Annotated in this window: 24 protein-coding genes and 1 riboswitch; of the genes, 1 reads left to right on the top strand and 23 read right to left on the bottom strand. The window is 30.3% G+C overall.

Translation table 11 applies throughout. The features are described from left to right. Positions 1 to 116: 116 nt before the first annotated feature. The 21 genes from tsaD to BN2409_RS06325 form a co-directional block, all read right to left on the bottom strand. Positions 117 to 1,160 carry a tRNA (adenosine(37)-N6)-threonylcarbamoyltransferase complex transferase subunit TsaD gene (gene tsaD / locus BN2409_RS06425; protein WP_242847917.1) on the bottom strand — a complete coding sequence of 348 codons (1,044 nt, stop codon included), beginning with the start codon at positions 1,158 to 1,160 and terminating at the stop codon, positions 117 to 119. Between the two features lie 72 nt (positions 1,161 to 1,232). Further along, the gene (locus tag BN2409_RS06420) at positions 1,233 to 1,628 is read right to left on the bottom strand and encodes a hypothetical protein (RefSeq protein ID WP_053955816.1); all 396 of its coding nucleotides are present in this window, start codon (positions 1,626 to 1,628) and stop codon (positions 1,233 to 1,235) included. Positions 1,629 to 1,758: 130 nt separating this feature from the next. Then, positions 1,759 to 1,953 (bottom strand): hypothetical protein, encoded by a 195-nt coding sequence (locus BN2409_RS06415; RefSeq protein ID WP_053955815.1) that lies wholly within the window; start codon positions 1,951 to 1,953, stop codon positions 1,759 to 1,761. Between the two features lie 76 nt (positions 1,954 to 2,029). Next, on the bottom strand, positions 2,030 to 3,244 hold the full coding sequence (locus tag BN2409_RS06410) for an ABC transporter permease (protein ID WP_053955814.1): 1,215 nt from the start codon (positions 3,242 to 3,244) through the stop codon (positions 2,030 to 2,032). Beyond that, positions 3,241 to 3,960, bottom strand: a complete 720-nt coding sequence (locus BN2409_RS06405) for an ABC transporter ATP-binding protein (RefSeq protein WP_330375395.1) — start codon at positions 3,958 to 3,960, stop codon at positions 3,241 to 3,243. Before BN2409_RS06405 ends, BN2409_RS06410 begins: the two co-directional genes overlap by 4 nt. Position 3,961: 1 nt before the next feature. Continuing rightward, positions 3,962 to 5,200 (bottom strand): efflux RND transporter periplasmic adaptor subunit, encoded by a 1,239-nt coding sequence (locus BN2409_RS06400; protein ID WP_053955813.1) that lies wholly within the window; start codon positions 5,198 to 5,200, stop codon positions 3,962 to 3,964. 375 nt (positions 5,201 to 5,575) lie between these two features. Further along, entirely contained in the window at positions 5,576 to 6,022 is a 447-nt protein-coding gene (rimI, locus tag BN2409_RS06395; protein WP_053955812.1) for a ribosomal protein S18-alanine N-acetyltransferase, read from the bottom strand. Then, positions 6,003 to 6,725: a tRNA (adenosine(37)-N6)-threonylcarbamoyltransferase complex dimerization subunit type 1 TsaB gene (tsaB, locus tag BN2409_RS06390; RefSeq protein ID WP_053955811.1), complete on the bottom strand. Its 723-nt coding sequence runs from the start codon at positions 6,723 to 6,725 to the stop codon at positions 6,003 to 6,005. The genes rimI and tsaB overlap by 20 nt, the downstream gene beginning before the upstream one ends. Positions 6,726 to 6,727: 2 nt before the next feature. After that, positions 6,728 to 7,177: a tRNA (adenosine(37)-N6)-threonylcarbamoyltransferase complex ATPase subunit type 1 TsaE gene (gene tsaE, locus BN2409_RS06385; protein WP_053955810.1), complete on the bottom strand. Its 450-nt coding sequence runs from the start codon at positions 7,175 to 7,177 to the stop codon at positions 6,728 to 6,730. A 328-nt stretch (positions 7,178 to 7,505) separates the two neighbouring features. Continuing rightward, on the bottom strand, positions 7,506 to 8,132 hold the full coding sequence (locus BN2409_RS06380; RefSeq protein ID WP_053955809.1) for an ECF transporter S component: 627 nt from the start codon (positions 8,130 to 8,132) through the stop codon (positions 7,506 to 7,508). Between the two features lie 77 nt (positions 8,133 to 8,209). Continuing rightward, positions 8,210 to 8,327, bottom strand: a riboswitch (FMN riboswitch). A gap of 77 nt (positions 8,328 to 8,404) precedes the next feature. Further along, positions 8,405 to 8,854 (bottom strand): hypothetical protein, encoded by a 450-nt coding sequence (locus BN2409_RS06375; RefSeq protein WP_053955808.1) that lies wholly within the window; start codon positions 8,852 to 8,854, stop codon positions 8,405 to 8,407. A 79-nt stretch (positions 8,855 to 8,933) separates the two neighbouring features. Continuing rightward, a complete protein-coding gene (locus BN2409_RS06370) occupies positions 8,934 to 10,094 on the bottom strand; it encodes an amidohydrolase (RefSeq protein WP_053955807.1) in 1,161 nt (386 codons plus the stop codon). A gap of 81 nt (positions 10,095 to 10,175) precedes the next feature. After that, complete coding sequence (gene ppaX, locus BN2409_RS06365; protein ID WP_053955806.1) at positions 10,176 to 10,817, bottom strand: pyrophosphatase PpaX; 642 nt, start codon at positions 10,815 to 10,817, stop codon at positions 10,176 to 10,178. Position 10,818: 1 nt separating this feature from the next. Beyond that, the gene (locus tag BN2409_RS06360; protein WP_053955805.1) at positions 10,819 to 12,990 is read right to left on the bottom strand and encodes a Tex family protein; all 2,172 of its coding nucleotides are present in this window, start codon (positions 12,988 to 12,990) and stop codon (positions 10,819 to 10,821) included. Positions 12,991 to 13,297: 307 nt separating this feature from the next. Further along, positions 13,298 to 14,396 (bottom strand): peptide chain release factor 2 gene (gene prfB, locus BN2409_RS06355; RefSeq protein WP_110942989.1). Its coding sequence is split into 2 segments (ribosomal slippage): positions 13,298 to 14,320 and positions 14,322 to 14,396, totalling 1,098 coding nucleotides; the frame shifts between segments, so codons are not numbered across the junction. Between the two features lie 17 nt (positions 14,397 to 14,413). Beyond that, a complete protein-coding gene (gene secA / locus BN2409_RS06350) occupies positions 14,414 to 17,092 on the bottom strand; it encodes a preprotein translocase subunit SecA (protein WP_053955804.1) in 2,679 nt (892 codons plus the stop codon). A gap of 61 nt (positions 17,093 to 17,153) precedes the next feature. Next, the gene (locus BN2409_RS06345; RefSeq protein ID WP_053955803.1) at positions 17,154 to 17,747 is read right to left on the bottom strand and encodes a DUF5317 domain-containing protein; all 594 of its coding nucleotides are present in this window, start codon (positions 17,745 to 17,747) and stop codon (positions 17,154 to 17,156) included. Between the two features lie 133 nt (positions 17,748 to 17,880). Then, positions 17,881 to 18,408 (bottom strand): ribosome hibernation-promoting factor, HPF/YfiA family, encoded by a 528-nt coding sequence (gene hpf / locus BN2409_RS06340; RefSeq protein WP_053955802.1) that lies wholly within the window; start codon positions 18,406 to 18,408, stop codon positions 17,881 to 17,883. 988 nt (positions 18,409 to 19,396) lie between these two features. Beyond that, positions 19,397 to 19,882 carry a flagellar export chaperone FlgN gene (gene flgN, locus BN2409_RS06335; protein ID WP_053955801.1) on the bottom strand — a complete coding sequence of 162 codons (486 nt, stop codon included), beginning with the start codon at positions 19,880 to 19,882 and terminating at the stop codon, positions 19,397 to 19,399. A gap of 35 nt (positions 19,883 to 19,917) precedes the next feature. Continuing rightward, a complete protein-coding gene (locus BN2409_RS06330; protein WP_053955800.1) occupies positions 19,918 to 20,109 on the bottom strand; it encodes a hypothetical protein in 192 nt (63 codons plus the stop codon). Between the two features lie 26 nt (positions 20,110 to 20,135). Next, the gene (locus tag BN2409_RS06325) at positions 20,136 to 22,553 is read right to left on the bottom strand and encodes a flagellar hook-length control protein FliK (protein ID WP_053955799.1); all 2,418 of its coding nucleotides are present in this window, start codon (positions 22,551 to 22,553) and stop codon (positions 20,136 to 20,138) included. Between the two features lie 118 nt (positions 22,554 to 22,671). Between BN2409_RS06325 and BN2409_RS06320 the strand changes: the two genes are divergently transcribed. Then, the gene (locus BN2409_RS06320; protein WP_053955798.1) at positions 22,672 to 23,127 is read left to right on the top strand and encodes a YaaR family protein; all 456 of its coding nucleotides are present in this window, start codon (positions 22,672 to 22,674) and stop codon (positions 23,125 to 23,127) included. 31 nt (positions 23,128 to 23,158) lie between these two features. On the opposite strand, the gene BN2409_RS06315 is transcribed toward BN2409_RS06320, so the two are convergent. Both BN2409_RS06315 and flgN (BN2409_RS06310) read right to left on the bottom strand, forming a co-directional pair. Beyond that, positions 23,159 to 23,470 carry a hypothetical protein gene (locus tag BN2409_RS06315; RefSeq protein ID WP_242847916.1) on the bottom strand — a complete coding sequence of 104 codons (312 nt, stop codon included), beginning with the start codon at positions 23,468 to 23,470 and terminating at the stop codon, positions 23,159 to 23,161. Between the two features lie 104 nt (positions 23,471 to 23,574). Continuing rightward, on the bottom strand, positions 23,575 to 24,060 hold the full coding sequence (gene flgN, locus BN2409_RS06310) for a flagellar export chaperone FlgN (protein ID WP_053955796.1): 486 nt from the start codon (positions 24,058 to 24,060) through the stop codon (positions 23,575 to 23,577). Positions 24,061 to 24,062: the final 2 nt, after the last annotated feature.

Genomic DNA, 24,062 nt, shown 5'->3' with positions numbered 1-24,062 from the left:
TTCACAACTTTATCCACAATTCTTATTATTTTATATATATTTTTCAAAGAATTCTTACTATTATCCACACTATCCACATTTTTATCCACAAAATGTTCTGAATAATTTCAATCCAATTACTTTTTCCCTAATTTCAAATTTGGAACTGCATTTAAATACAAATCTGAAATATTTCCTTGTTGATAATTGTAAAAAGCAGCACAACCAATCATAGCCGCATTATCTGTGCAAAGCTTTAAAGAAGGATATTTAAAATCAAATTTTTCTTTTTGTGTTTCTTTTAAAAGTGCTTCTCTAAGTCCACTATTCGCTGCTACCCCTCCTGCTAACACAATGGTATCTACTTTTTTTTGCTTCGCAGCTTTTATAGTCTTATCTACTAAAACTTCTATCACAGCAGCTTGAAAAGAAGCTGCTACATCTTCTACATGGATAGGTAAGTCCTTTTGTCTCTGACTATTTAAATAATTAAGTACAGAAGATTTTAATCCACTAAAACTAAAATCAAAGCTTCCTTCTTCTAAATAAATTCTTGGAAAATGAATAGCATCTTTATTTCCTTCCTTTGAAAGTTTATCAATCACAGGTCCTCCAGGATATGGAAGTCCTAAAGCTCTGGCTACTTTGTCAAAAGCTTCTCCTACTGCATCATCTCTAGTTTGTCCCAAGATATCATAAACTCCATAATCTTTTACATAAACAATATGGGTATGTCCTCCTGATACTACTAAGCATAAAAAAGGAGGCTTTAAATTTTTGTCTTCTATATAGTTAGCACAAATATGTCCTTCAATATGATTGACACCTACTAATGGAATATCTAACGCATAGGATATAGCCTTTGCACTAGATACACCTACTAAAAGTGCCCCTACAAGTCCTGGCCCATAAGTCACACCTATATGGTCTATTTCTTTTAAATCTACATTTGCACTATTTAGTGCTTCTTCAATAACAATATCAATATTTTCCACATGTTTCCTTGAAGCAACTTCAGGAACAACTCCTCCAAATTTTTTATGTATATCTATTTGTGTAGAAACAATATTTGACAAAACTTCTCTTCCATTTTTTAAAATTGCAGCAGATGTTTCATCACAGCTTGTTTCTATAGAAAGAGTTAGATAATATTCTTTGTTTTTAGGGGCTTTTATATTCAAAATATGCACCTTCCTTATCTTTTGTTTATCTTCTATATTATATCCAACACCTCTTCAAATAGCAAAGTTTGTCTATTTTCTTTGAAAATAATTTTTTCTTTCTTCCATTTTCAACTTATTTTCCATACTTTTTACTTCTCTTTCTTTTGTTAAATTTAAAACTTTGTAATTTCCCATAGCAAGTGCTGTAATCAATATACCATTTAAAAAAATTAAAAATATAAGTTCTGCTAAAGAATTATGAAATATATTGGGATTGTCTAACCAAAGTCTTTGATGATTCATTCCTACTACAATAAAAGATGCCATCAGTGTAAGTATTTTAGGAACTTTTCCAGATATATCTTCTCTTAAAAAGATCTCTTTAATCACTTGAGTGATTAAATTTACAGCTAACACCATGGCTGTAACGGAAGATAAAAATTCCATATTAAACAAAGACAGTCCTTTTGTAATTTCCATATTCAATTTTTTCATCTCCTTTTTTTATCTTATTCTTTATATATGCAATATAAGTACTTTTTGGTAACTATTTATTCAAAAATAAAAAACCTAAAGATCTTTTATAGATCTTTAGGCCTTTCACATTTTTATTCTTCTAGCATTCATCATTATTAATTCTTGATAAAATTGGATCTACTAAATGAATATCACATTTGTGATTCTTGGTAAAATGCTTACAAGTTTCACAACTTATTTGAGTTTCTACAGCAGAAGTAAATGAATTCCCACTCTTAGAATCATACTGACTACAGTTATGAGCTACTAATTGAAGTTGTTCTTTACTTGCCATAAACATCCTCCTTTGAACTTTCAATAGATGAAAGCTTGTTTTTATTATTTGTAGATTTTAAAAAAATATACAAATATTATTCATAACGCAAAGCTTCAATAGGATCTAGTTTAGATGCTTTATTAGCAGGATAAATACCAAAGAAAATTCCTACTCCTGCTGAAAAAATCCAAGCAATGACTATTGTTCTTATAGATACACTAGGAGGCATATTGATAAAGCTTGAAACAATAAATGAAAGTCCCACTCCAATAATCGTTCCTATGATTCCTCCTATTCCAGATACAATTACAGATTCTACTAAAAATTGCAACAATATATCTTTTCTCTTGGCTCCTATTGCTTTTCTGATACCAATCTCTCTCGTTCTTTCTGTAACAGAAACAAGCATTATATTCATAACACCAATTCCTCCAACCAAAAGAGATATAGCTGCAATAGCTCCTACAACAGTAGTTATGATTCCAGTAATGTTATTAATGGACTCCATTTCACTTTCTGCCGTTTGAATCATATATTTATTTTCCCCTTCATTATCATGTCTTCTTTCAATCAAACGAATCATCTTATCTGTAATAGAATCTGTATTTACTCCTTTTTTTAAACTCATTTCAACATCAAAAATTCGATCACTCATTCCCATTATTTTTTCTAAAGTTGTAAAAGGGACAAAAATATTTCCAAGAGTTTTTCCGCCCATATTTCTAAGAGTACTTTTTGGATTTTCATAGATACCAATAATCACAAAGGAAGCATTACTTTCTCCAAATTCCACACTAATATTTTCTCCTAATACATTAGTTCTTCCAAATACTTCTAATGCCATTTCTTTATCTACAACAGCTACAGCTCTTCTTCCCTTTACATCTGCATCCATTAGGTACCTACCTTGTAGCATATTGATTTTTTCTATTTTGGTATAAGTTTCGTCTCCACCTGTTAAGGTTACATCTAGCTTTTCATTTTTAGCTTTTATTTTTCCTCTTTCTGATACATTTGGCACAATAGCTTCTAAATCATTTGAAAAAGCCTTTTTTAATGCTTCTATATCATCATGTGTAAATATATCTTTCGTAGTATATTGTTCTCTCCAATTGACCATCAGAAAAGCTCTACCTGCACCAAATTGTTCAAATTCTTTATCTATTACCTTTTGACTTCCTTCTCCTAGTGCCACTACAGTAATAACAGATGATATACCTATAATAATTCCTAGCATGGTAAGGAGAGATCGCATTTTATTTACAAAAATAGCACCCATTGCTACTTGTATACTTTCAAGTATATTCATATGATCTCCTCCTGTTTATAAAGAATAATTTGATTGTCAACAGGTCGATCTTCTATAATTTCTCCATCTCTACATACAATAACTCTTTTGGTATGCTGTGCAATATCTGGTTCATGAGTAACCATGACAATGGTAGCTCCTTCTTCATTAAGCTGTTGAAATATAGCCATAACTTCATTTCCAGACTTTGTGTCTAAATTTCCTGTAGGTTCATCTGCAAAAATTACAGAAGGATCATTTACGAGTGCTCTAGCAATAGCAACTCTTTGCCTTTGTCCTCCAGAAAGCTCATTAGATTTATGATCCATTCTCTCTTTAAGTCCTACCCTCCCTAAAGCTTTTATAGCTTTCTCTCTTCTTTCTTTAGGAGGTACCCCTGCATAAATCATAGGAAGCTCCACGTTTTTTAAAGAGCTAATTCGAGGTAAAAGATTAAATGATTGAAAAACGAAACCTATTTTTTTGTTTCGAATCACAGCAAGTTCATTTTCATCCATTCCTTGAACACTTTGCCCATCTAATTCAAAAATTCCTTCCGTTGGTTTATCTAAACATCCGAGTATATTCATAAGAGTAGACTTTCCTGATCCTGAAGGACCCATAATAGATACAAATTCTTTCTCTTTCACTTCTAGATGAATATTTTTTAATGCCTCTACACTAATATTTCCATTTTTATATACTTTTTTTAAATTTTCTATCTTAATCATACTCATATTACATCACCTGATCTGTCATGACTTGATCTCCATCTTTTAAATCTTCTGTTGGATTTAAGATCACTTCATCTTTTTGTTTTACATCTCCTATAATTTCTACACAAAAATCACTTTCTATACCTGTTTTTATCTTATGTTCTTTTACTTTTCCGTTTCTTACAGTAAAAATAATTTTGTCTCCATTTTTTCTAGTAAATATAGCTTCATAAGGAATAGTAAGTACATCTTGTTTCTTTTGTGTCAAAATATCCACTTTTGCAGATAAACCTGGCTTTAAAAACTGATCAATATTTTCAATATCTATTTTTATTTCTATTACTCCTTCTTTTCCTTGACTACCCTCTACTTGTTTTGCCATAGATCCTATATATTTTACTTTTCCTTTATACTCTTTTTTCTCAAATGCATCTCCTGTAATTTTTACAGGGTCTCCCAACTTTATTTTACTTGCATCATATTCATTCATATCTACTACAATCTCTAAATGATCCACATCTTGAATAGACATTAAAGTTACATGAGATTCTATGATTCCACTTTCTGAAATATTGGTATCTACAATAGTTCCTGTAATAGGACTTTTAATGGTATGTTTCTTTAAATCTTCTGCTAATTTCTCAACTTCTAATTTTGCTAACTCTACTTTTTGTTTTTGAGTAATGATTTCATTTTCATGATTAGAATTTTTCAATTTTTCTTTTGCTAAAAGATACTCATTATAAGATTCATCCATATCCTTTTGAGATTTTTCCAAATCTGCTTTACTAATCACACTACTTTCATACAAATTTTTATTTCGTTCATATGTTTTTTTTGCATCTTCATATTTTATTTTTGCATTATCTAAATCAATTTCAAGCTCTGTATTTCCTTCTTTTTTGAGTTGCTTTAAGTTTTCCTCCTCCATAGCAAGCTTTAACTTTGCATCTTTAATTTTATACTCTATATTTGTTTCTTCTAATTTCATAAGAATTTGTCCTTCTTTGACATAATCTCCTTTTTTGACAAACATCTTTTCTATTTTTTCTTCCACATCAGAGACAATATCTCTTTTATCCATAGAAAAGATTTTTCCTGTTGCTTGAATATGAGATTCTATATCTTCCTTTTGTACAGCAGTAGTTTGAACCATCATCCCACTAGGCTTTTTATTTTTCATTGCTATTGTAGTTCCTATAATTCCTATTAAAATTAGTATTCCTAGTGTAATGAGAATTATTTTTTTCTTTTTTTTCATATTTAAACCCCTTTCATATGCAATGTATTATGTAGATTTTTCCTTATATTACACCAAATTTTTCAAAAATACAATCCATATTTTATATGATTTTTTGTACCTTTTGTAATATGCTTCATAGTACATTCATACAGTATTAGATTACCACTTTCTACTTTTGATGTCAATCCTATAAATTCCAATTATGATATAAAAACTAAAAAATGGACTATGAGTCCATTCTAGACTGAATACAAACTACATTTTAGCAAAATCATAAAAATAAAGAACAATTAGTGACGTTTTTTAAGCAACGGAAATCTTGAATGTAATGAAAAGATTTCGTTGGCGCCATGAGCTTGGGAATTTTATGATTTTCTCAAATGTGGGCAGAATTTATTGAAATTCTGCCCACATAATCACTGCATCTTCCCCATTATCTTCATAATATTTGGGTCTTACTCCACATGAATAAAAACCATTTTTTTCATAAAGACATTTAGCAACTTCATTAGATGCTCTCACTTCCAATGTCATACTATTTATTTTTTGTTCTTTTGCAATCTGAATCAATGCTTTTACAACTTTGTCTCCATACCCTTTCTTTCTATAGGTAGGATGTATAGCTATATTGGTAATATGTCCTTCATCTACAATTTTCCACATTCCACCATATCCTACTACCTTTTCATGATCTTCTATGACTACATAGATAGCCATTTCATTTCTCATCTCTTGTAAAAAAGAGTGTCTAGACCAAGGAATGGTAAAACATTTTTTTTCTACTTGAAAAACTTCTTCTATATCTTTTTGTTCCATAAACCTAACACTTACATTGTCCATTCTCTTCACACCTTTTTTGTTTCTCCTCATATTGTCTTTCTGCTTCAGATTTCCTCAAGTAAGTAGGAACCAGCTCATAACAATTTTCATCTTCCTCTTTTTGCATAGCAAGCTGTCCAATAGAAGATGCTTTTGTTATATTATGACTATTTGGAGCAAATATAGCTCTCTCTTTTAATACCTCTACAAGATATTCTTTATTACTTCCCACTCCATCTCCTAAAAAAATAACAGGCTCTGGTCTTTTTAAAAGAATTTCCGCTAACTCTTCTATAGAGATAGCCATAGGCTCCTCTATTCTATGTAAACTTCCTCCATCCCACTTATAAATAGCAGTATAGACTTGACTTCTTCTTGCATCTAATATGGGGCAAATCAATCCATTGCTATTGTATAGATTAAATGCAAGTCCATCTAGTGTAGAAATACCTACAACAGGAATATTAAGAGCATGAGCAAGTCCTTTAGCCGTAGCGATTCCTATTCTTATTCCTGTAAAAGATCCTGGCCCTTTTGCCACTGCAATTTTATCTATCTCTTCTATTTTTACTTCACAGCTTTTTAAAAGCTCATCAATCATAGGCATAAGCTTTTGAGAATGGGTTCTTTTATGATTGATGATATATTCCCCTATTAATTTTTCATCTTCTATAAGAGCGATGGTAGCTACCATAGATGATGTATCAAAACTTAAAATTTTCATGATTATTTCAACTCCTCTAGTATGGTATGAAAATGATGACTTGTTCCTTTTATTTCTATTTCTCTTGTATGATCATCGATTTTTTTGATATGAATCCATAGATGTTCTTTTGGAATAATCTCTTCTATTTGGGAAGCCCACTCTACCAAGCAAACTCCCTCTCCATAAAAATATTCCTCATACCCTAAATCTTCCATTTCATCTATTTCTCCAATTCTGTATACATCAAAATGATACAAAGGAACTCTTCCTTCGTATTCATGAATAATAGTAAAAGTTGGACTGGTTACACATTCCTCTACTTCTAAACCCTTGGCAATTGCTTTGGATAAAGTAGTTTTTCCTGCCCCTAAATCACCTGTTAAACATACTACATCTCCCTTTTGTAAAAACTTTCCTAACTTATATCCTAAATCATAAGTCTTTTGTTCACTACTACTTATTATTTTCATTTTTACACCTCTATCTTATCTACTTAAGTGTATTTTACCCTAAATACTACTATCTTTATATATTTTCTCAAAAAAAATACCAAAGAGCAAGGTTTCCCTTGCCCCAGACTGAAGACAAACTATATTTTAGCAAAGTCATAAAAATAAGGAACATTTATTGAAAATTTGTGAAAATATAGAATAAGTGAGAAAATGCTTAGCATTACATTGTTTGAGCATAGCGAGTTTGTAATGCTATTTTCGATCGTTTCTTTATATTTTCCAAGTTTGAAAATTTAGTGACGTTTTTTATGACTTTAGCTACAGATTGAGAAAACTTTCTCTTAGCCTATCTTTCCTTTAAAATAGGAGAAAGCTTTTTATATAATGATATGGTAAAAATAGATATAATAATTGCCTTGATGATATTAAATGGAATTACTCCATAATAAACTAATGTTTTTATATCTTTGATTGCACCATTTGCTGAAGCACTAATGGCTATAATTTGTTCTAGGGGCATAACCTTTGCATAAAAAGGAAGCAGCATAAAATAGTTGGCAAGTCCTCCCACAATCCCCATACATATAGCTCCAATAATCAATCCAATAATAGCTCCTGTCTTCTTTTTCTTCATTCTATACATAGCACTAGCAGGAATAATTAAAGAAATTCCTATTAAAAAATTTGCAAATTCTCCTACTCCCCCTGTAGTAGTTTTTGTTAAAAAATGAAGTAAATTTTTTACAAGCTCTATCATAATTCCTGCAGCAGGTCCAAGGGCTAGACCTCCGATCAAAGCAGGTAAATCACTTAAATCCATTTTTAAAAAGCCTGGAAAAAATAAGATAGGCATTTCTATGAACATAATTAAGTAAGCCAAAACAGATAATATTGAAATTTTTACCAATCCATGAGCTGTTGTAACCGTTCTAAATCCAAAAAAACCTTTTTGTACTGTAGATGTTCTATTCATTTTAAAAACCTCCTTAAGTCTTTTCAGGCACAAAAAAGCCTGAAGAATGATCTTCAGGCAACATGAACACATAAAAAATTCATCTTCTTCCATCCAGACTTTACTGTCGGTACTGGAGTTACACCAGTTCAGTAGCTTTCGCCACTCGCGGACTATACCGCCGGTCGGGAATTTCACCCTGCCCTGAAGATTCACATGATTTTATTTTATTCTATATTGATTATACATGAATTGTTTTTCTTTTTCAATACTTATCAGATCAAGTTATTGATCTAGTTACATTCACTTACTAAAGAAACATTTTTTTTATGTACAAAATAAATAATAAAAATCAATACCATTTCATGAGGTAACAATAACAAAATGCTTTTCCAAGCTACAAAATGCAAATAAATTGGATTAATATTCATAAAAATAAATACAGATCCTTCCAATAGACAAACAATTGCACTAGAAATTAATATAGCAAAAAAGCTAGTCTTCCATTTTACTCTCGTAATCCAATGAGTATATAAGATAAAAGTACTTATCCATATTATTGTATACATATCAAAATCTGCATATTGTTTAATAAAGTAAGAAGTAATGCCCTGAAATATAGCCACTCCTATAACTTTTTTTATATTAGGTCTCTCTCCCATCAATAAAAGCCCTGCCCATAACATAAGTATTGCTTCTGGAAATGCGCCAAAAATCATTACACTTATAGGCATACTATTCATCTAAAGCTCCCCTTTAAATTTACTTGTATCTATATAAAATTCTACAAATAAAAATCACATAAATCATTCTCCATATGATTTACTTTTCTTCATATACAATTGTTCCATCTATAATGGTACAGCTTACCTTTGATTGCAAGTCGAAAGGATGCCCATCCCATATGGCTATATCTGCATCTTTTCCTTCTTTGATGCTTCCTACATGGTTATCAATGCCTAAAATTTCTGCTGGATAAATAGTAATCGCCTTTAGAGCTTCTTCTTCTTTCATTCCTGCTTTTACTGCAAATGCTGCACACATAGGAAGATATTGAACAGGTATTACAGGATGATCTGTCATAATAGCTACTTTCATTCCTGCATTGTTTAAAATACCTGGAGTTTCAAAGGTAGTATTTTTAAGCTCTACTTTAGGTCTTTCTCCAAAGCTTGGTCCTACAATAGCAGCTAAGCCTTCTTCTTTTAATTCATCTACAATTAAATGTCCTTCTGTACAATGATCTAGAGTCATTTTCACATTAAATTCTTTTTTAATTCTTATAGCGCTAAATATATCATCTGCTCTATGAGCATGAGCTTTAAGTGGAATCTCTCTTCTTAGTACAGGAAGTAATGCTTCTAATTTCATATCATAAGAAGGTTTTTTAGATAAATCATCTTTTGAAGCTTCTAATTGTTCTTTATATCTTTTTGCTTTATATAAAGTATCTCTTAAAATAGCAGCTGTAGCCATTCTTGTCATAGGAGTTTGTTTTTGATCATGATACACTCTCTTCGGATTCTCTCCAAAAGCACACTTTTGTGCTAGTGGCGCCTTTACAATCATATTGTCAATACGATCTCCATATGTTTTAATAGCTGCAAACTGACCTCCTAATACATTGGCACTTCCAGGTCCTGTAGCAACGGTAGTAATCCCACCTTCTCTTGCCTCTTCAAAGTTTTTATCTAAAGGATTAATAGCATCAATAGCTCTAAGATGTGGAGTTACAGGATCTGTCATTTCATTTCCATCTGCTCCTTCAAAACCTATAGCATCTTCCCACATGCCTAAATGGCAATGCGCATCAATACATCCTGGCATGACAATTTTATCTGTAGCATCCACCACTTTTGTATTTGCAGGAGCTTCTATATGTTCTGCTATTTTTTTTATTTTTCCTTCTTCTATTAATATACTTCCTCTTTCATAATTTGTACCTTCCATGGTCCAAATGGTAGCATTTTTGATAAGTAACATAAAAACATCCTCCATTTATTGTTATTTTCTTTCAATTATACCATTCAATACTATTTATAAAAAGATTTTTACCACTTTACACTACAAACTTTTTATAATATCTATTAATTCTTCCATACTTTCTACTACATGATCAGGATCGTGTTTCATATACATATCCCTAGGAAGAGCACTCCATCCCACGGCTACAGAAATCATTCCTGCGTTTTTTCCACATAAAATATCATAGGGACTATCTCCTACAATCATACTTTCCTCTACTTGGCCACCTATTTTTTCTAGTGCTAAAAGGGCAGGAGTAGGATCTGGTTTATGAATAGTCGTATCATCTGCACCAATAATCACATCAAAATAATCCGTTAGATGAAATAAGTCTAATCCTCTTTTAGCAGATTCGTTCAATCTTGAAGTAACTACTCCTAGATGATACCCATCATCATATAATCTTTTGAGTCCTTCTTTTACTCCTTGATGCATAGTAATATAATCATCAAATCTACTGAATTGAAAATCTCTATAGGTTTTTAATGCCACATCACTTAAATCTTTAAATTCTCTATCTAATGTAACTTTTAATATTTCTCCAAAAGACTTTATAATCTCTTCTTTAGGAACATCCTTTTTGAGATGTGTTTTATAAGTATATTGAAAGGACTGAATAATTAGCTCATTGGTATCTAATAATGTTCCATCTAAATCAAATAATATATTTTTAATGGTCATTTTATACTCCCTTCATGGTAAGTGAAATCTTTCCTCTTTCTATATCTAATCCTATAATTTTTACTTTTACTTCATCTCCAACAGCTACTACATTCATAGGATGTTTTACAAACTTTTCACTAAGCTGTGAAATATGAACTAGACCATCTTGTTTGACTCCTATATCTACAAATGCTCCAAAGTCTACTACATTTCTTACGGTTCCCGTCATTACCATATCTAGCTTTAAATCTTCCATCTTTAGTACATCTGATCGAAATACTGGCTTTGGCATTTCTTCTCTAGGATCTCTACCAGGTTTTTTTATTTCTTGTATAATATCCTTCAGTGTAGGAATTCCGACTTCTAATTCAATAGATAACTTTTCTATATTTTGCTCTAGTGTATTTCCTGGTTTATATTCTAATATTTTTGACTCTATATCTTTTAATCTCCCAGCTTCAATATGATTTTTTAAGTATCCTAATTTTTCTACAAGTTTCATAGTAATAGGATAAGACTCTGGATGAACTGCTGTATTATCTAATGGATTGTCCCCATTAGATATCCTAAGAAAACCTGCACATTGCTCATAAGCCTTTTCCCCTAATCTTTTTACCTTTTTGATTTCTTCTCTGTTTTTAAATTTCCCATTTTCTTCTCTATATCCTACAATATTTTTAGCAATAGATGAAGAAATTCCTGATACATATTGAAGAAGAGAAGGTGTTGCTGTATTTAAATCTACCCCTACACTATTTACGCAATCTTCTACTACATTTTTAAGACTTTCTCCTAATTTGCTTTGATTCAAATCATGCTGATATTGTCCTACTCCAATACTCTTTGGATCAATTTTTACAAGCTCTGCCAATGGGTCTTGTAGTCTTCTCCCTATAGAGATAGCTCCTCTTATAGATACATCTATATCTGGATACTCCTCTGCTGCAAGCTTAGATGCCGAATATACAGAAGCTCCTGCTTCACTTACAATCGTATAATATACTTTCTTATCTATTTCTTTTAATAACTCAGCTACTATAAATTCTGTTTCTCTTGATGCAGTACCATTTCCAATAGGAATGATATCTATATTATACTTTTGAATCATATCTTTTATGACTATTTTAGCTTCTTCCACTTTATGATGGGGTGCATTTGGATAGATAGTCGTATAATCTAATAACTTTCCAGTTTCATCTAAAATAGCAATCTTACATCCTGTCCTATAGCTTGGATCTATGGCAAGTACTCTAACATCTTTGATGGGAGGAATTAATAAAAGTGGTTTTGTATTTTTTGCAAATACCTTGATAGCTTCTTCTTCTGCCCTTTGTGTTAAATCATTTCTGATTTCTCTTTCTATAGATGGAGCAATCAGTCTTTTATAAGCATCTTCTATTGCTGTAAGTAAAAGTTCTTTTGTAAAACTCTTCAGTTTTAATATAGACTTTTGTAAAAATAATAAAATATCTTCTATAGGTGCATCGATCTTTACTTTTAATTTTTTCTCTTTCTCTCCTCTATTGATGGCCAAAACTCTATGATCTAGTATTTTATTTACAGGTTCTTTATAATCATAATACATTTCATAAACAGTTTCTTCTTCTTCGTCTACAGCATGAGATACTACTATACCTTTTGCATAAGTCATATTTCTTATCTTTTTTCTATATTCAGCATCATCAGAAATTTTTTCTGCAATAATATCTAAAGCACCATTTATAGCTTCTTCTACACTATTTACTCCTTTTTGTTCATCTACAAATTTTATGGCTATCTCTTCTATACTGCCGTCGAATATTTTCTGGGAAAAAATAATGTCAGAAAGAGGTTCCAATCCTTTTTCCTTTGCAATGGTAGCTTTTGTTCTTCTTTTAGGTCTAAAGGGTCTATATATGTCTTCTACTTCTGTCAATGTAGTTGAATTTTGTACTTTTCCCTTGATTTCTTCTGTCAATTTTCCTTGTTCTTCAATGAGTCTTATAACTTCTTCTTTTCTACCTGTAAGATTTCTTAAATAAATAAGACGTTCTGACATTTCTCTTAAAATAATATCATTAAGTCCACCTGTCATTTCTTTTCTATATCTAGCTATAAACGGAATCGTATTTCCTTGGTCAATTAAATCAATGGTAGCTTTGACCTGTGAAGCTTTAATATTAAATTCATTTGCTAATTGTTGTATGATCAAATTTTAAAATCTCCTTTCCAATCTTTATAATTTCCATTATATCCATATGTTTTTTTTCTTTCAATAATATTTACCAAAAATTCTTTCAAAAAAAGTAGCCATTCGGCTACTTTTAAACTGTCTACAAATTATATTTTTAGTAAAGCATAAAATTCAGAACAATTATTGAGAATTTGTGAAAATATAGAATAAGTGAGAAAATCATTAGCATTACACTGTTTGAGCATAGCGAGTTTGTAATGCTATTTTCGAATGTTTCTATATATTTTCCAAATTTGAAAATCGGTGATGAATTTTATGACTTTACTTAAATACTCTTTAAGTATTCATTCATAAACAAATCTATATCTCCATCCATTACAGCTTGTATATTTCCCATCTCTGCATTGGTTCGATGATCTTTCACCAAATTGTATGGATGAAAGACATAAGATCTAATTTGACTTCCCCATGCAATCTGACTATAATCCCCTTTTAAATCTTCAATCTTTTCTTTATGTTCTCTTTCTTTTAACTCTATCAATTTGGCCATAAGCATCTTCATAGCCGTTTCTTTGTTACTATGCTGCGATCTCTCATTTTGACATTGTACTACAATTCCTGTAGGAATATGGGTGATTCGAATGGCAGAATCTGTTTTATTGACATGCTGTCCTCCTGCTCCACTGGCTCTATAGGTATCTACCTTTAAATCAACAGGATTAATATCAATCTCAATGTCTTCATCAATCTCTGGCATCACATCTAAAGAAGCAAAGGACGTATGTCTTTTCCCTGAAGGATCAAAAGGAGAAATCCTTACAATTCTATGAACCCCTTTTTCTCCTTTTAAGTAGCCATAAGCATTTTCTCCTTCTACAAGAAAAGTAATATTTTTAATACCTGCTTCTGTATCTGGTAAAATATCTAATGTTTTTATTTTATATCCTTTTTTTTCTGACCATCTTGTATACATTCTCAGAAGCATTTCTGCCCAGTCTTGAGCATCCAATCCTCCTGCCCCTGCATGAATAGATAAAATAGCATTGCTTCTATCATATTCTCCTGACAAAAGAGTTTCTACTCTGAGGGTCTCTATTGCTTCTTTTAAAGACACAAACTCGTCTTGTACTTCTTTTTCAACTGACAAATCTCCCTCTTCTATTGCCATATCTAATAATAAATTGAGTTCTTCATATTTTTCATAAATATCTTCATATTTTTTCATTTTATCTTTAATATGTTTTACTCTCTGTAAAACTTTTTGTGCATTTTGAGGATCATCCCAAAGGGATGGGTCCATTGATTTTTGATCTAGATCATGTGCATCTTCTTTAAGCTTTTCTAGGTCAAAGAGAAACACTCAAATCTTTAATAGGAGCTTGTAATAAGCTAAGCTCATGTTTTAACTGCTCTAGCTGTATCATATCTCAATCCCTCTTTTCTATTTTCCACAACATTTTTTGTATTTTTTACCGCTTCCACAAGGACAAAGATCATTTCTTCCAACTGTTTTTTCTTTAACAAGAGGCTGATTTTGTGGGGCATCTGTTCCACTTGTTCCTGTTACTTTTACTACTTGTTTTCTTTCTGTTTCTGTCTGAACCGTTACATGGAACAAATGTTTTATGGTATCTTCTTGAATAGCAAAAGTCATAGCTTCAAACATATCAAAACCTTCTACTTGATAAGCTCTTACTGGATCTTCTTGTCCATACGCTCTAAGGCCTATTCCTTGTCTTAATTGATCCATTGCATCAATATGATCCATCCACTTGGTATCTACAATACGAAGAAGAATCACTCTTTCAAGCTCTCTCATTCTTTCAGGTCCTACTTCTTCTTCTTTTATATTGTATAAATCATTGGCAATTTTCATAATTCTATCTTTTAACATTTCTTTTGTCATATCTTCTAAATCATCAAAAGATAAACTTCCCTTTGGTAAAAATAAAGTTGAAAGATAATCTTCCATACCTTTTAAATCCCATTCTTCAGGAAATTTTGCTTCTGCTGTATAAGCTTCTACACTTCTATCTACAAGACCTTCTAACATACCCATTATATGATCTCTAAGATTTTCTCCTTCTAATACTTTCTTTCTTTCACTATACATAACTTCTCTTTGCTTATTCATCACATCATCATATTGAAGAACATGTTTTCTGATAGAAAAGTTTCTTCCTTCTACTCTTTTTTGTGCTCCTTCTATGGATTTTGAAAGAAGTTTTGCCTCTATTGGTTCATCATCGTCCATTCCAAGCTTTTCTACTACTCCTTGAATTCTTTCACTGCCAAATAGTCTCATCAAATCATCTTCAAGTGAAATAAAGAATTGAGAAGATCCTTTGTCTCCTTGACGACCAGAACGTCCTCTAAGCTGATTGTCTATTCTTCTTGATTCATGTCTTTCTGTACCTAAAATACAAAGACCTCCAGCCTCTACGACCTTCTCTCTTTCTGCATCTGTTTCTTTTTTAATTTCTTCATAAAGCTTTCTATATTCTTCTCTTGCTTTTGTAACTTCTTCATCTTCTGTTTTTGCAAAGCTTGTAACCATAGAAAGAATATATTCACTATAGCCTCTTTTTTTCATTTCCTTTTTAGCCATAAACTCTGGGTTTCCACCTAAAACAATATCCGTACCTCTTCCGGCCATATTGGTAGCAATAGTTACAGCACCAAATCTTCCTGCTTGTGATACGATTTCTGCCTCTCTCTCATGTTGCTTTGCATTTAATACCTCATGGACTACCCCTTGTTTTTTAAGCATTTTGCTCAGTATTTCTGATCTTTCTATAGAAATAGTACCCACTAGTACAGGCTGACCATTTTTATGTTTTTCAGCAATTTGATTAATAACTGCATTAAATTTTCCCATCTCTGTTTTATAAACAGAATCAGGTAAATCTTGTCTTTGAATAGGTTTATTCGTAGGAATCACAACTACATCCATATTATAGATATGTTTAAATTCATCTTCTTCTGTTTTGGCTGTACCTGTCATACCAGATAATTTATTATACATTCTAAAATAATTTTGTAGCGTAATGGTTGCTAAAGTCTTTGACTCTCTTTGTACTTCTAAGCCTTCTTTTGCTTCTATAGCTTGGTGAAGTCCATCTGAATATCTTCTTCCAAACATCAATCTTCCTGTAAATTCATCTACAATAACAATTTCTCCATCTTTGACTACATAGTCTTTGTCTCTTTTCATTAAAGTGTGAGCCTTTAATGCTTGATTAATATGGTGAGAAATCTCCATATTCTCAGGATCTGCAAGGTTTTCAATGGCAAAGAATTTTTCAGCCTTTCCTACTCCTCCACCATCTTCATCTGTTAATACTACTGTATTGGCTTTTTCATCTATTACATAATCTACATCTTGTTTTAAATTTCCTATAAATTGATCTACAATTTGATAAAGTTTTGTGGATTTTTCTCCTGCTCCTGAAATAATAAGAGGTGTTCTTGCCTCATCTACTAATATACTGTCTACCTCATCCACAATGGCGTAGTTTTGTCCTCTTTGAGTCATTTCTTCTTTATATAAAACCATGTTGTCTCTTAAATAATCAAATCCAAATTCATTATTTGTTCCATAAGTAATATCTGCCTGATATGCAGCTTTTCTCTCTTCATTTGTAATGCCATGAACAATACATCCTACAGATAATCCTAAGAAATTATAAACTTTTTTCATCCACTCAGCATCACGTTTTGCAAGATAATCATTGACAGTAACTACATGCACACCTTTTCCTTCTAATGCATTTAAGTATACAGGAAGGGTTGCAACAAGAGTTTTTCCTTCTCCAGTTTTCATCTCAGCGATTCTTCCTTGATGAAGAACAATTCCACCTAACAATTGAACACGAAAATGCTTCATTCCTAACGTTCTCCATGCCCCTTCTCTTACTACAGCAAAGGCTTCTGGAAGAATATCATCTAGTGTTTTCCCTTTTTTTAGTTGTTCTTTAAATTCATTTGTTTTATTTTTGAGCTCTTCGTCACTTAATTTTTTTATAGATTCATCAAATGATTCTATTTGATCTACAATTTTAAACAATTTTTTAACTTCTCTATCATTTAAGCTTCCAAAAATCTTCTCTAAAAGATTCATATTAACCATCCTCTCTCGAGTAAAACATACTCCAAATTTCATTGTATCATAATTCTTGTCTTTATTCTTTCCCTTTATAAGGAATTTTTATCATATTTGCTGGTGTTTGTCCAAATCTACTTTTTAACATTTCACCTTGTATAAATAAAATGACTCCTAAAGTCATAAACAGATCCCCTATACTTAAAACCTTTGCAAATGGATAAGGCTTTGGTACCGTAATATATTTTCCTAATGCTTGACTAAAGCTTACAGCTTCACCAGATGCAATATATCGAACCATTTCCCCTTTTTTTATCTCTTCAATCAATAATTCATTTCCAGCAAACTCTAAACTATCTATAGATATAGGCATTCTTCCCTTATTGATCACAATCACCAATAAATTTAATACTACTCCTACAAACAATGCACTAGATCCTTTTCTGTCTCTATTCAAAAAAATTACTAATGACATACACAATAAAGATAGGATGTCTAAAAATCCTCCGTAGTAACTGATCCAAGTAAAATCTTGAAATAATAGTCCTAAAATTTGTAACCCCAACGCAAAAATAAGCAAAGGCCACCATTTCATATGTAAAAATTTGATATTTGACAACCTTCCTCCCCTTATTTTCCCTAATAAAAATCCTATGATTGCTCCCTCAAACATATTCTCTCACTCCCTACTTCTCTTCTATTGTGATTTTACATTATTGAATAAGTCTATTATAAACTTATTCCTCAATAGGAATCAATCTTTATTTATGATATCCATATAAAAAAGAACAGCTTATGCTGTTCTTTTAGAAGGTTGGTTCAATTAATCCATAATTTCCATCTTTTCTTTTATATACTACACTTGCTTCTTCTGTTTCACTATTGGTAAATACAAAGAAGCTATGTCCTAAAAGCTCCATTTGCAAAATTGCTTCTTCTGGGTCCATTGGTTTTACTGGAAATCTCTTTGTTTTTACAATTTTTGCTTCCTCTTTATTTCCTTCTAAATTTGGTATATTTTCAAATCGAATGGTATCATGGCCTTTATATCTTTTTTGAAGTTTTGTCTTATGCTTTCTAATTTGTCTATTTAGCTTATCTACAACCTTGTCCACTGATGAATACATATCCTCTGTTGACTCTTCTGCTCTAATCATAGATCCATTAATAGGAACTGTGATCTCTATAATTTGTCTATTTTTTTCTACACTCAAGGTAGCTTGAGCTTCTACATCCTCCTTGAAATATTTGCCGAATTTTTCTAATTTACCTTCAATCATGTCCCTTAAAGCATCTGTAACCTCTAAATTTTTTCCACTCACTTTTACTATCATATACGTCAGCTCCTTCCAGCAAATATAATGAATGAGTTAAAATCAACTCAAATTTCATTTCTTATTTATATACTTATTCTACATTCACCCTTATATTTCCTTCATTTTCAAAAAAGTCCTTTTTTAAAAATTTATCAGTCAACTTTCTTGAAATACATAATGGAAATGATAAGCTTATCTACAATTTTATTAAGTATATAATTTCCTATGTATTATAAAAATTTAAGGGCAACTATTATATTTATATTTTACCCATCTTATATTTTCTAAAACAAATATTTTATATTTTTATTTACAGAAGTTTTCAACAGTATCCACTTTTTTATCCACAGAATTTTCTAATTTTTCATTTTTTCATCCTTTTTACTTTTAAAATGCTCTAAAAATTTTATACATACTATGTAAATCAATGAATATCCACAATTTATCCACATGTTTATTACTTGTTTAGTATTTTTCTGTGGATAATGTGGACAATATTGTTGATAACCTATATTTCAATATTCTCATTGTGGAAAACAATGTGTGTTTTAAGTGGACAAGTATTTTTTTGACGAATCACAGTATAATTTGTAATGTATTTATTTATAATTTTACATATTTCTTCTTGATTATTTTACAGTTTTTACTGACAACATATTTTTTCACATTATTTTTGTAGAATTTTTGAAAAATATCATCGACAAAATTCCCAAAAAACAAAAAAAATCTTGATACATAATATCAAGAATTTTTTTACATATTTAGCTGACCTGGTCTTTGCCCCCACACTCGCCTGCTGGAGGGTTTGCTCTAGGGTTACTATCACTATTACCTCTCTCAAATTTTATATCTGGCAGGTCTTACTTCTAAGCCGCACCATGCTCAGTAGCTCCTTTTTTAGAGCTCCCTTACGTGGGTCCCTTTGCCTGCGACTGGCATGGACTTTCAACCACAGACCTAAAGTATGCTTTAGTATTATACATGGTTTTTAAGAATTTTTCAATGATTATTTCTTGGGAGGAAAATTTTTTTGTATTTGAGCATATTTTTTTGCATAAATAGAAGCAATTTTAGATTCTTGTTGTTTTGTATTTAAATCTTTCATTTCCTTTTTTAATTTTTCAAAATCCGTTTTTACTTGTATGGTATTTCTTTTGTCTATTTCTTCAATTTTTTTAAGAAACCCTGTAATATCCTCTATCTTAATTTTTAATTCTTTTAAAGACGGGTACTCTTTTGTATGAATCTCTTCTAGTGATTCTACATTTAATAGATTTTTTAATTTGCTATAACTACTTAAAAAATCTATATCCATTTGATGAATTTGATGTATAATCTTTTTCTTTTGTTCAATTGTAGCTTTAACCTTCTCTATATCTCCATTTTTACTTAGTGTTTCTTGAGCAATAGTTAAATGCAAAATTTTCTTTAATGCCCCTTCTTTTTTTATTGAAATTTCTATCAGTATATCTATCAAATCTTCTATACGCATATAATCCCCTCATAACTATTTAGTCCCTTATTTTTTCATTGATCTATTTTCTCAACAAAAATAAGCATTTTACCTAGTATTTTATAAAAATCCTTTGGCAAATTCATTTTTTCTTCTTGCATTTGTTCTTTATTTTGTTCTATCGGTGTTATATTTTCTAAAAAATACGCTTTTCTTAATCTATTTTCATTTATTTTGATTTTAGAAAATATATTTTTTTTGTTCATATATTCATACTCCTATGCTTTTATATCTATCCAATAAAAGAAACCTCTCCTAAATTATACCCTATTTCCTTAAAATGATCTTCCAAGAAAGATATATGGTTTTTAAATTTTTCTTGTTGATTTGTATGTATTCTTACATCTACTGTATTTTTTTTAATCAAAAGCTCCATTTTTATTGATCCTAGTGTATTGGTGTCTAGTTGAATCAACGTACTAACAGGTATCTTATTGGAGTCTATATTTTTTTGGCTAGAATAAATTTGAAGATTTCTGCATTCATGATTCATCCATACAGGCATCTGTATAGCTATATTGTTCTTTTTAAAATTTTTTTGGATCTTTATAATTTCCATCATTTTTTTCATATTCTGATTCAAATTTTCTTGATCTTCTCCAAAACTCATATTCTCAGAAAAACTCTTCATATCCTCTACAAATTTATCATAGTCTTTTTCATCAAAAACTCCTTCCTTTAATTTTTGAGAAAAGCTTTTAGATAAATTTTCTAGCTTCATTCTATACTCTTTTAATATAGGATGATCTACTCCTTCAAGAAGCTTGATCATCTCCCCTATTTGTTGACCCATTTGATCTTGATTTTTTAGAAAATATGATATTTTGTTCATTTCTCTTAATGAAAAATCCATATTATTTTTCATCAATAAAGATATAATTTTGTCTTCTTCCTTTTCCATCCATGAAATCCCCTCTATCAATTGATGAGTATTTTCTTTCGATGAATGAGAATGTTGCTCTTTATTTTGTTTATCCATTTGTTCTTTTGTATATTCATCTATCTCTTTAATAGTCATATTTTGTAAATCTATTTTATCCTTTATTCCATCTAATATCATAGATGTGGAAAGATTTTTTCTAACGTTTGTATAAGTTTCATAAGCATCTATTGCCTTTTTTACATTCACAGCGCTTAAAATCATTCCATTTGCATAAAGTGCTTCTCCTGCTTTTATAGTCATATTCATTTTAAGAAAAAACTCTTTGCTTTGAAATGTTTTTTCATTTTCTATTCTTTTTTGTATGGCATTTTTTTCGTGAGAAGATATCTCTTCTCTTTTTTCATTATTTAATGTTTCATAACTATTTTGGATTGTATTTAATGTAAAAGGAATATTTCTCTTCATATGAAATGCAATTTGATAAAAATCCATATTAGGGATTTTACGTAATATTTGTTGAGTATTAAATACCTTTGAAAAAACATCTATCATTTCACTACTAGATAGATTTTTCATTTGATCATATTGAATCCATTCATGATTTTGTGTTTGTCCATTTTCTATGATCTGATGAATCATACGAATGTCATGTTTTTTCACATCCCATCCTGCATTTTCAACTTTGCAAATCATTTCTTCATTTAATCTAGATTGTAAAACCTTCGAACTATTTTTAATGGTCAAAAATTCTTCTATTCGTTCTTTCTCTATAGGAACTCCTAACTTTAAAAAAAGTTCTCCAATCTTTATATTTTCTGTTGTAACTGCTACCCCTAATTCTTTTAAATACTGAATAAGCTTCTCTTGTAATTTGCTGAAGTCTTCTACATTAGATAAAAGATTCATATTTTCACCATAGGCCTTTACAGCTATTAATGATCGCTCATCCAAAGAATCTATTCTTCCAGTTTGGATCCCTTCTTTTGTATGATACAAGTTGTCAATTGAAATAACTTCACCTTTTTTATATACCTCTACATAATTTTCATCTTTTACTTCTTTTAATTTTTGTAGCTTATATACTATGTCATAAATTCTCTCTATATTTTTTTTATCAATTGTAATCTTTTCCTTATGAAGGGCTTTAATAGCATTGGTAATTTCTTTCCCCATTTTACTCCCATAAATTTCCTTAGCTATTTCCTCTGCTTCTTCTGTAGTCATTTCTGTTTTTTCTTCTATGTTTGTTGATAGTTTTTCTTCTTGTATTTCTTCTATAGTTTTTGCAATCTTTTCTACTGAATCATTTTCCAAATCTATATCTTTATCCATCAATTTAATAGCCATATCATGATTTAATTCTTGTTGAATGGTTTGGAGATACTTTTTAGAAGCTACCATACTTTCTATAGAAGATTGGTTCACTGGAATATTAAATTCATCTAATGCTTTGGCTATATCTAAATTTTCCTTGCTCATCTCTATTCCACTTTTTTGTAATAAGTCTTCATTTTGAATAGAATCATCTGTTTTATTATCATAAATTCTTAAAGAAATAATTTTAGATTTATCAATAGATACTTGATCTCCGATTTTTTGGTCTATATTATTTTTTAAAACCATTTGTGCAATTTTATTATTTCCTATATCTACACATACTTTATTTTTATTTTTTTCCACTAATGTTCCATTAATATCAAATGGCTTCTTAATTGTGTTATAATACTTTTGAACCTTAAATAAATTAATTTGATTGAGTTCATTCATATTTTTCACCTTTTCCCTTTTCTAAAAAATATATCGACAAAATAAAGCTTAGTCTTAATCTATTTGTAAAAATTGACGATATATAATTTAGAAGAATATACAGAAAGGAAGTGTCCTTTTGAATACTATACAGCCTATTCAACCTACAGCTTTGCAAAAAATATCCAATCCTAATGCTGTAGCTCTAAAAAAAGATACTAAAATGCCTTCTGCTTTTTTAGAGAAGTTTGAAAAAATAAAATCTGATGAAGTAAAAGAAAAAGTACACGATCTTTATGACAAGATTGTAGAAAAATCTGAAAAGATAGGAGATCGCCTGTACCTACAAGACCTTTTGGATTATAAAAAATTGGTCAAAGAATTTTTAGATTTAACTGTTCAAAATTCTCATGCTTTTTCAAAAGATAGTTTTCTAGATCGCAGAGGACGTCATCGTACTTTTTCAAAAGTCAAAGAAGTAGATCATGCCTTGGCTGATTTGACACAAGATTTTTTAAACCAAGAAGTAGATCGAATCAAAGTAGTAAAAAAATTAGATGATATACGTGGAATGCTTGTAGATATGATGATGTAAAAAGAGAACTATCTGTATAGATAGTTCTCTTTTATTTTACTGCTTTTAATTTAGCAATATCTTTCCAATTGCTTGCTGTTATTACTTCAATATTATTTAAATTTTCTTTAATTTCTTCAAGTTGATTTATTGCATCATTTCTAAAATCTTTGATCTCTGTTCTAAATTCTGTCAAATCTGCTGTCTGTTCGACTACTGAATCCAATTTATTTTCAATTCTATCCAGCCTTTGGTTTGATTCTTTTTGCCCTTCTACTAATTGATTCAATAAAGATAAAATTTTATCTTCCATTCTTTCACCACCAATGATTTTATGTTTACATTCTACCATCCATATTTTCAAATTTCAAGTATTAAAAATGACGTTTCCTAAACGATCTATTGGTAGTCTAAAAGTCTCATATGCTTTTGTTAATTCTCACTATATCTGTGGCATTTGTTATTATCTTATTTATGATCAATAAAAACACCTTGTACTTGTCCATATGTATTTCCATAAGTAGAAGCAATTTTTGAACCTTGTTGCTTTGCTTTTAACTTTTTCATTTCTTCTTTTAATTGCTTAAAATCATTTTGCATCTGATCTACATTTCTTTTATCTAATTCGTCTATCTTTTTAAGAAGATCAGTAATATCCTTTATAATTCTTTTTAAATTTTTTAAAGTAGGATACTTACTGACATCTATTTCCTCTAGAGACTCTACCTGTAATATCTCTTTCATTTGATGGTAGCTACTCAAAAAAGTGATATCTATTTTCTGGATTTGATGGATTTTATTTTGCTTTTGTTCTATCTTTTCTAAGACTTCTTCTATTGACCCTTGTTTGATCAATGTCTCTTGAGCAATAGTTAAATCTAGTAATTCTCGTAAAGCACTTTCTTTTTTGACTGAAGTTTCTATCAATATATCCATCAAGCCTTCTATATGCATAT

It is taken from the genome of Inediibacterium massiliense, from assembly GCF_001282725.1.
In the GTDB taxonomy this organism is placed as follows: Bacteria; Bacillota; Clostridia; order Peptostreptococcales; family Thermotaleaceae; genus Anaerophilus; species Anaerophilus massiliensis.
The sequence above is the reverse complement of the archived record's forward strand: the minus strand, read 5'-3'. Positions and strand labels throughout refer to the sequence as shown.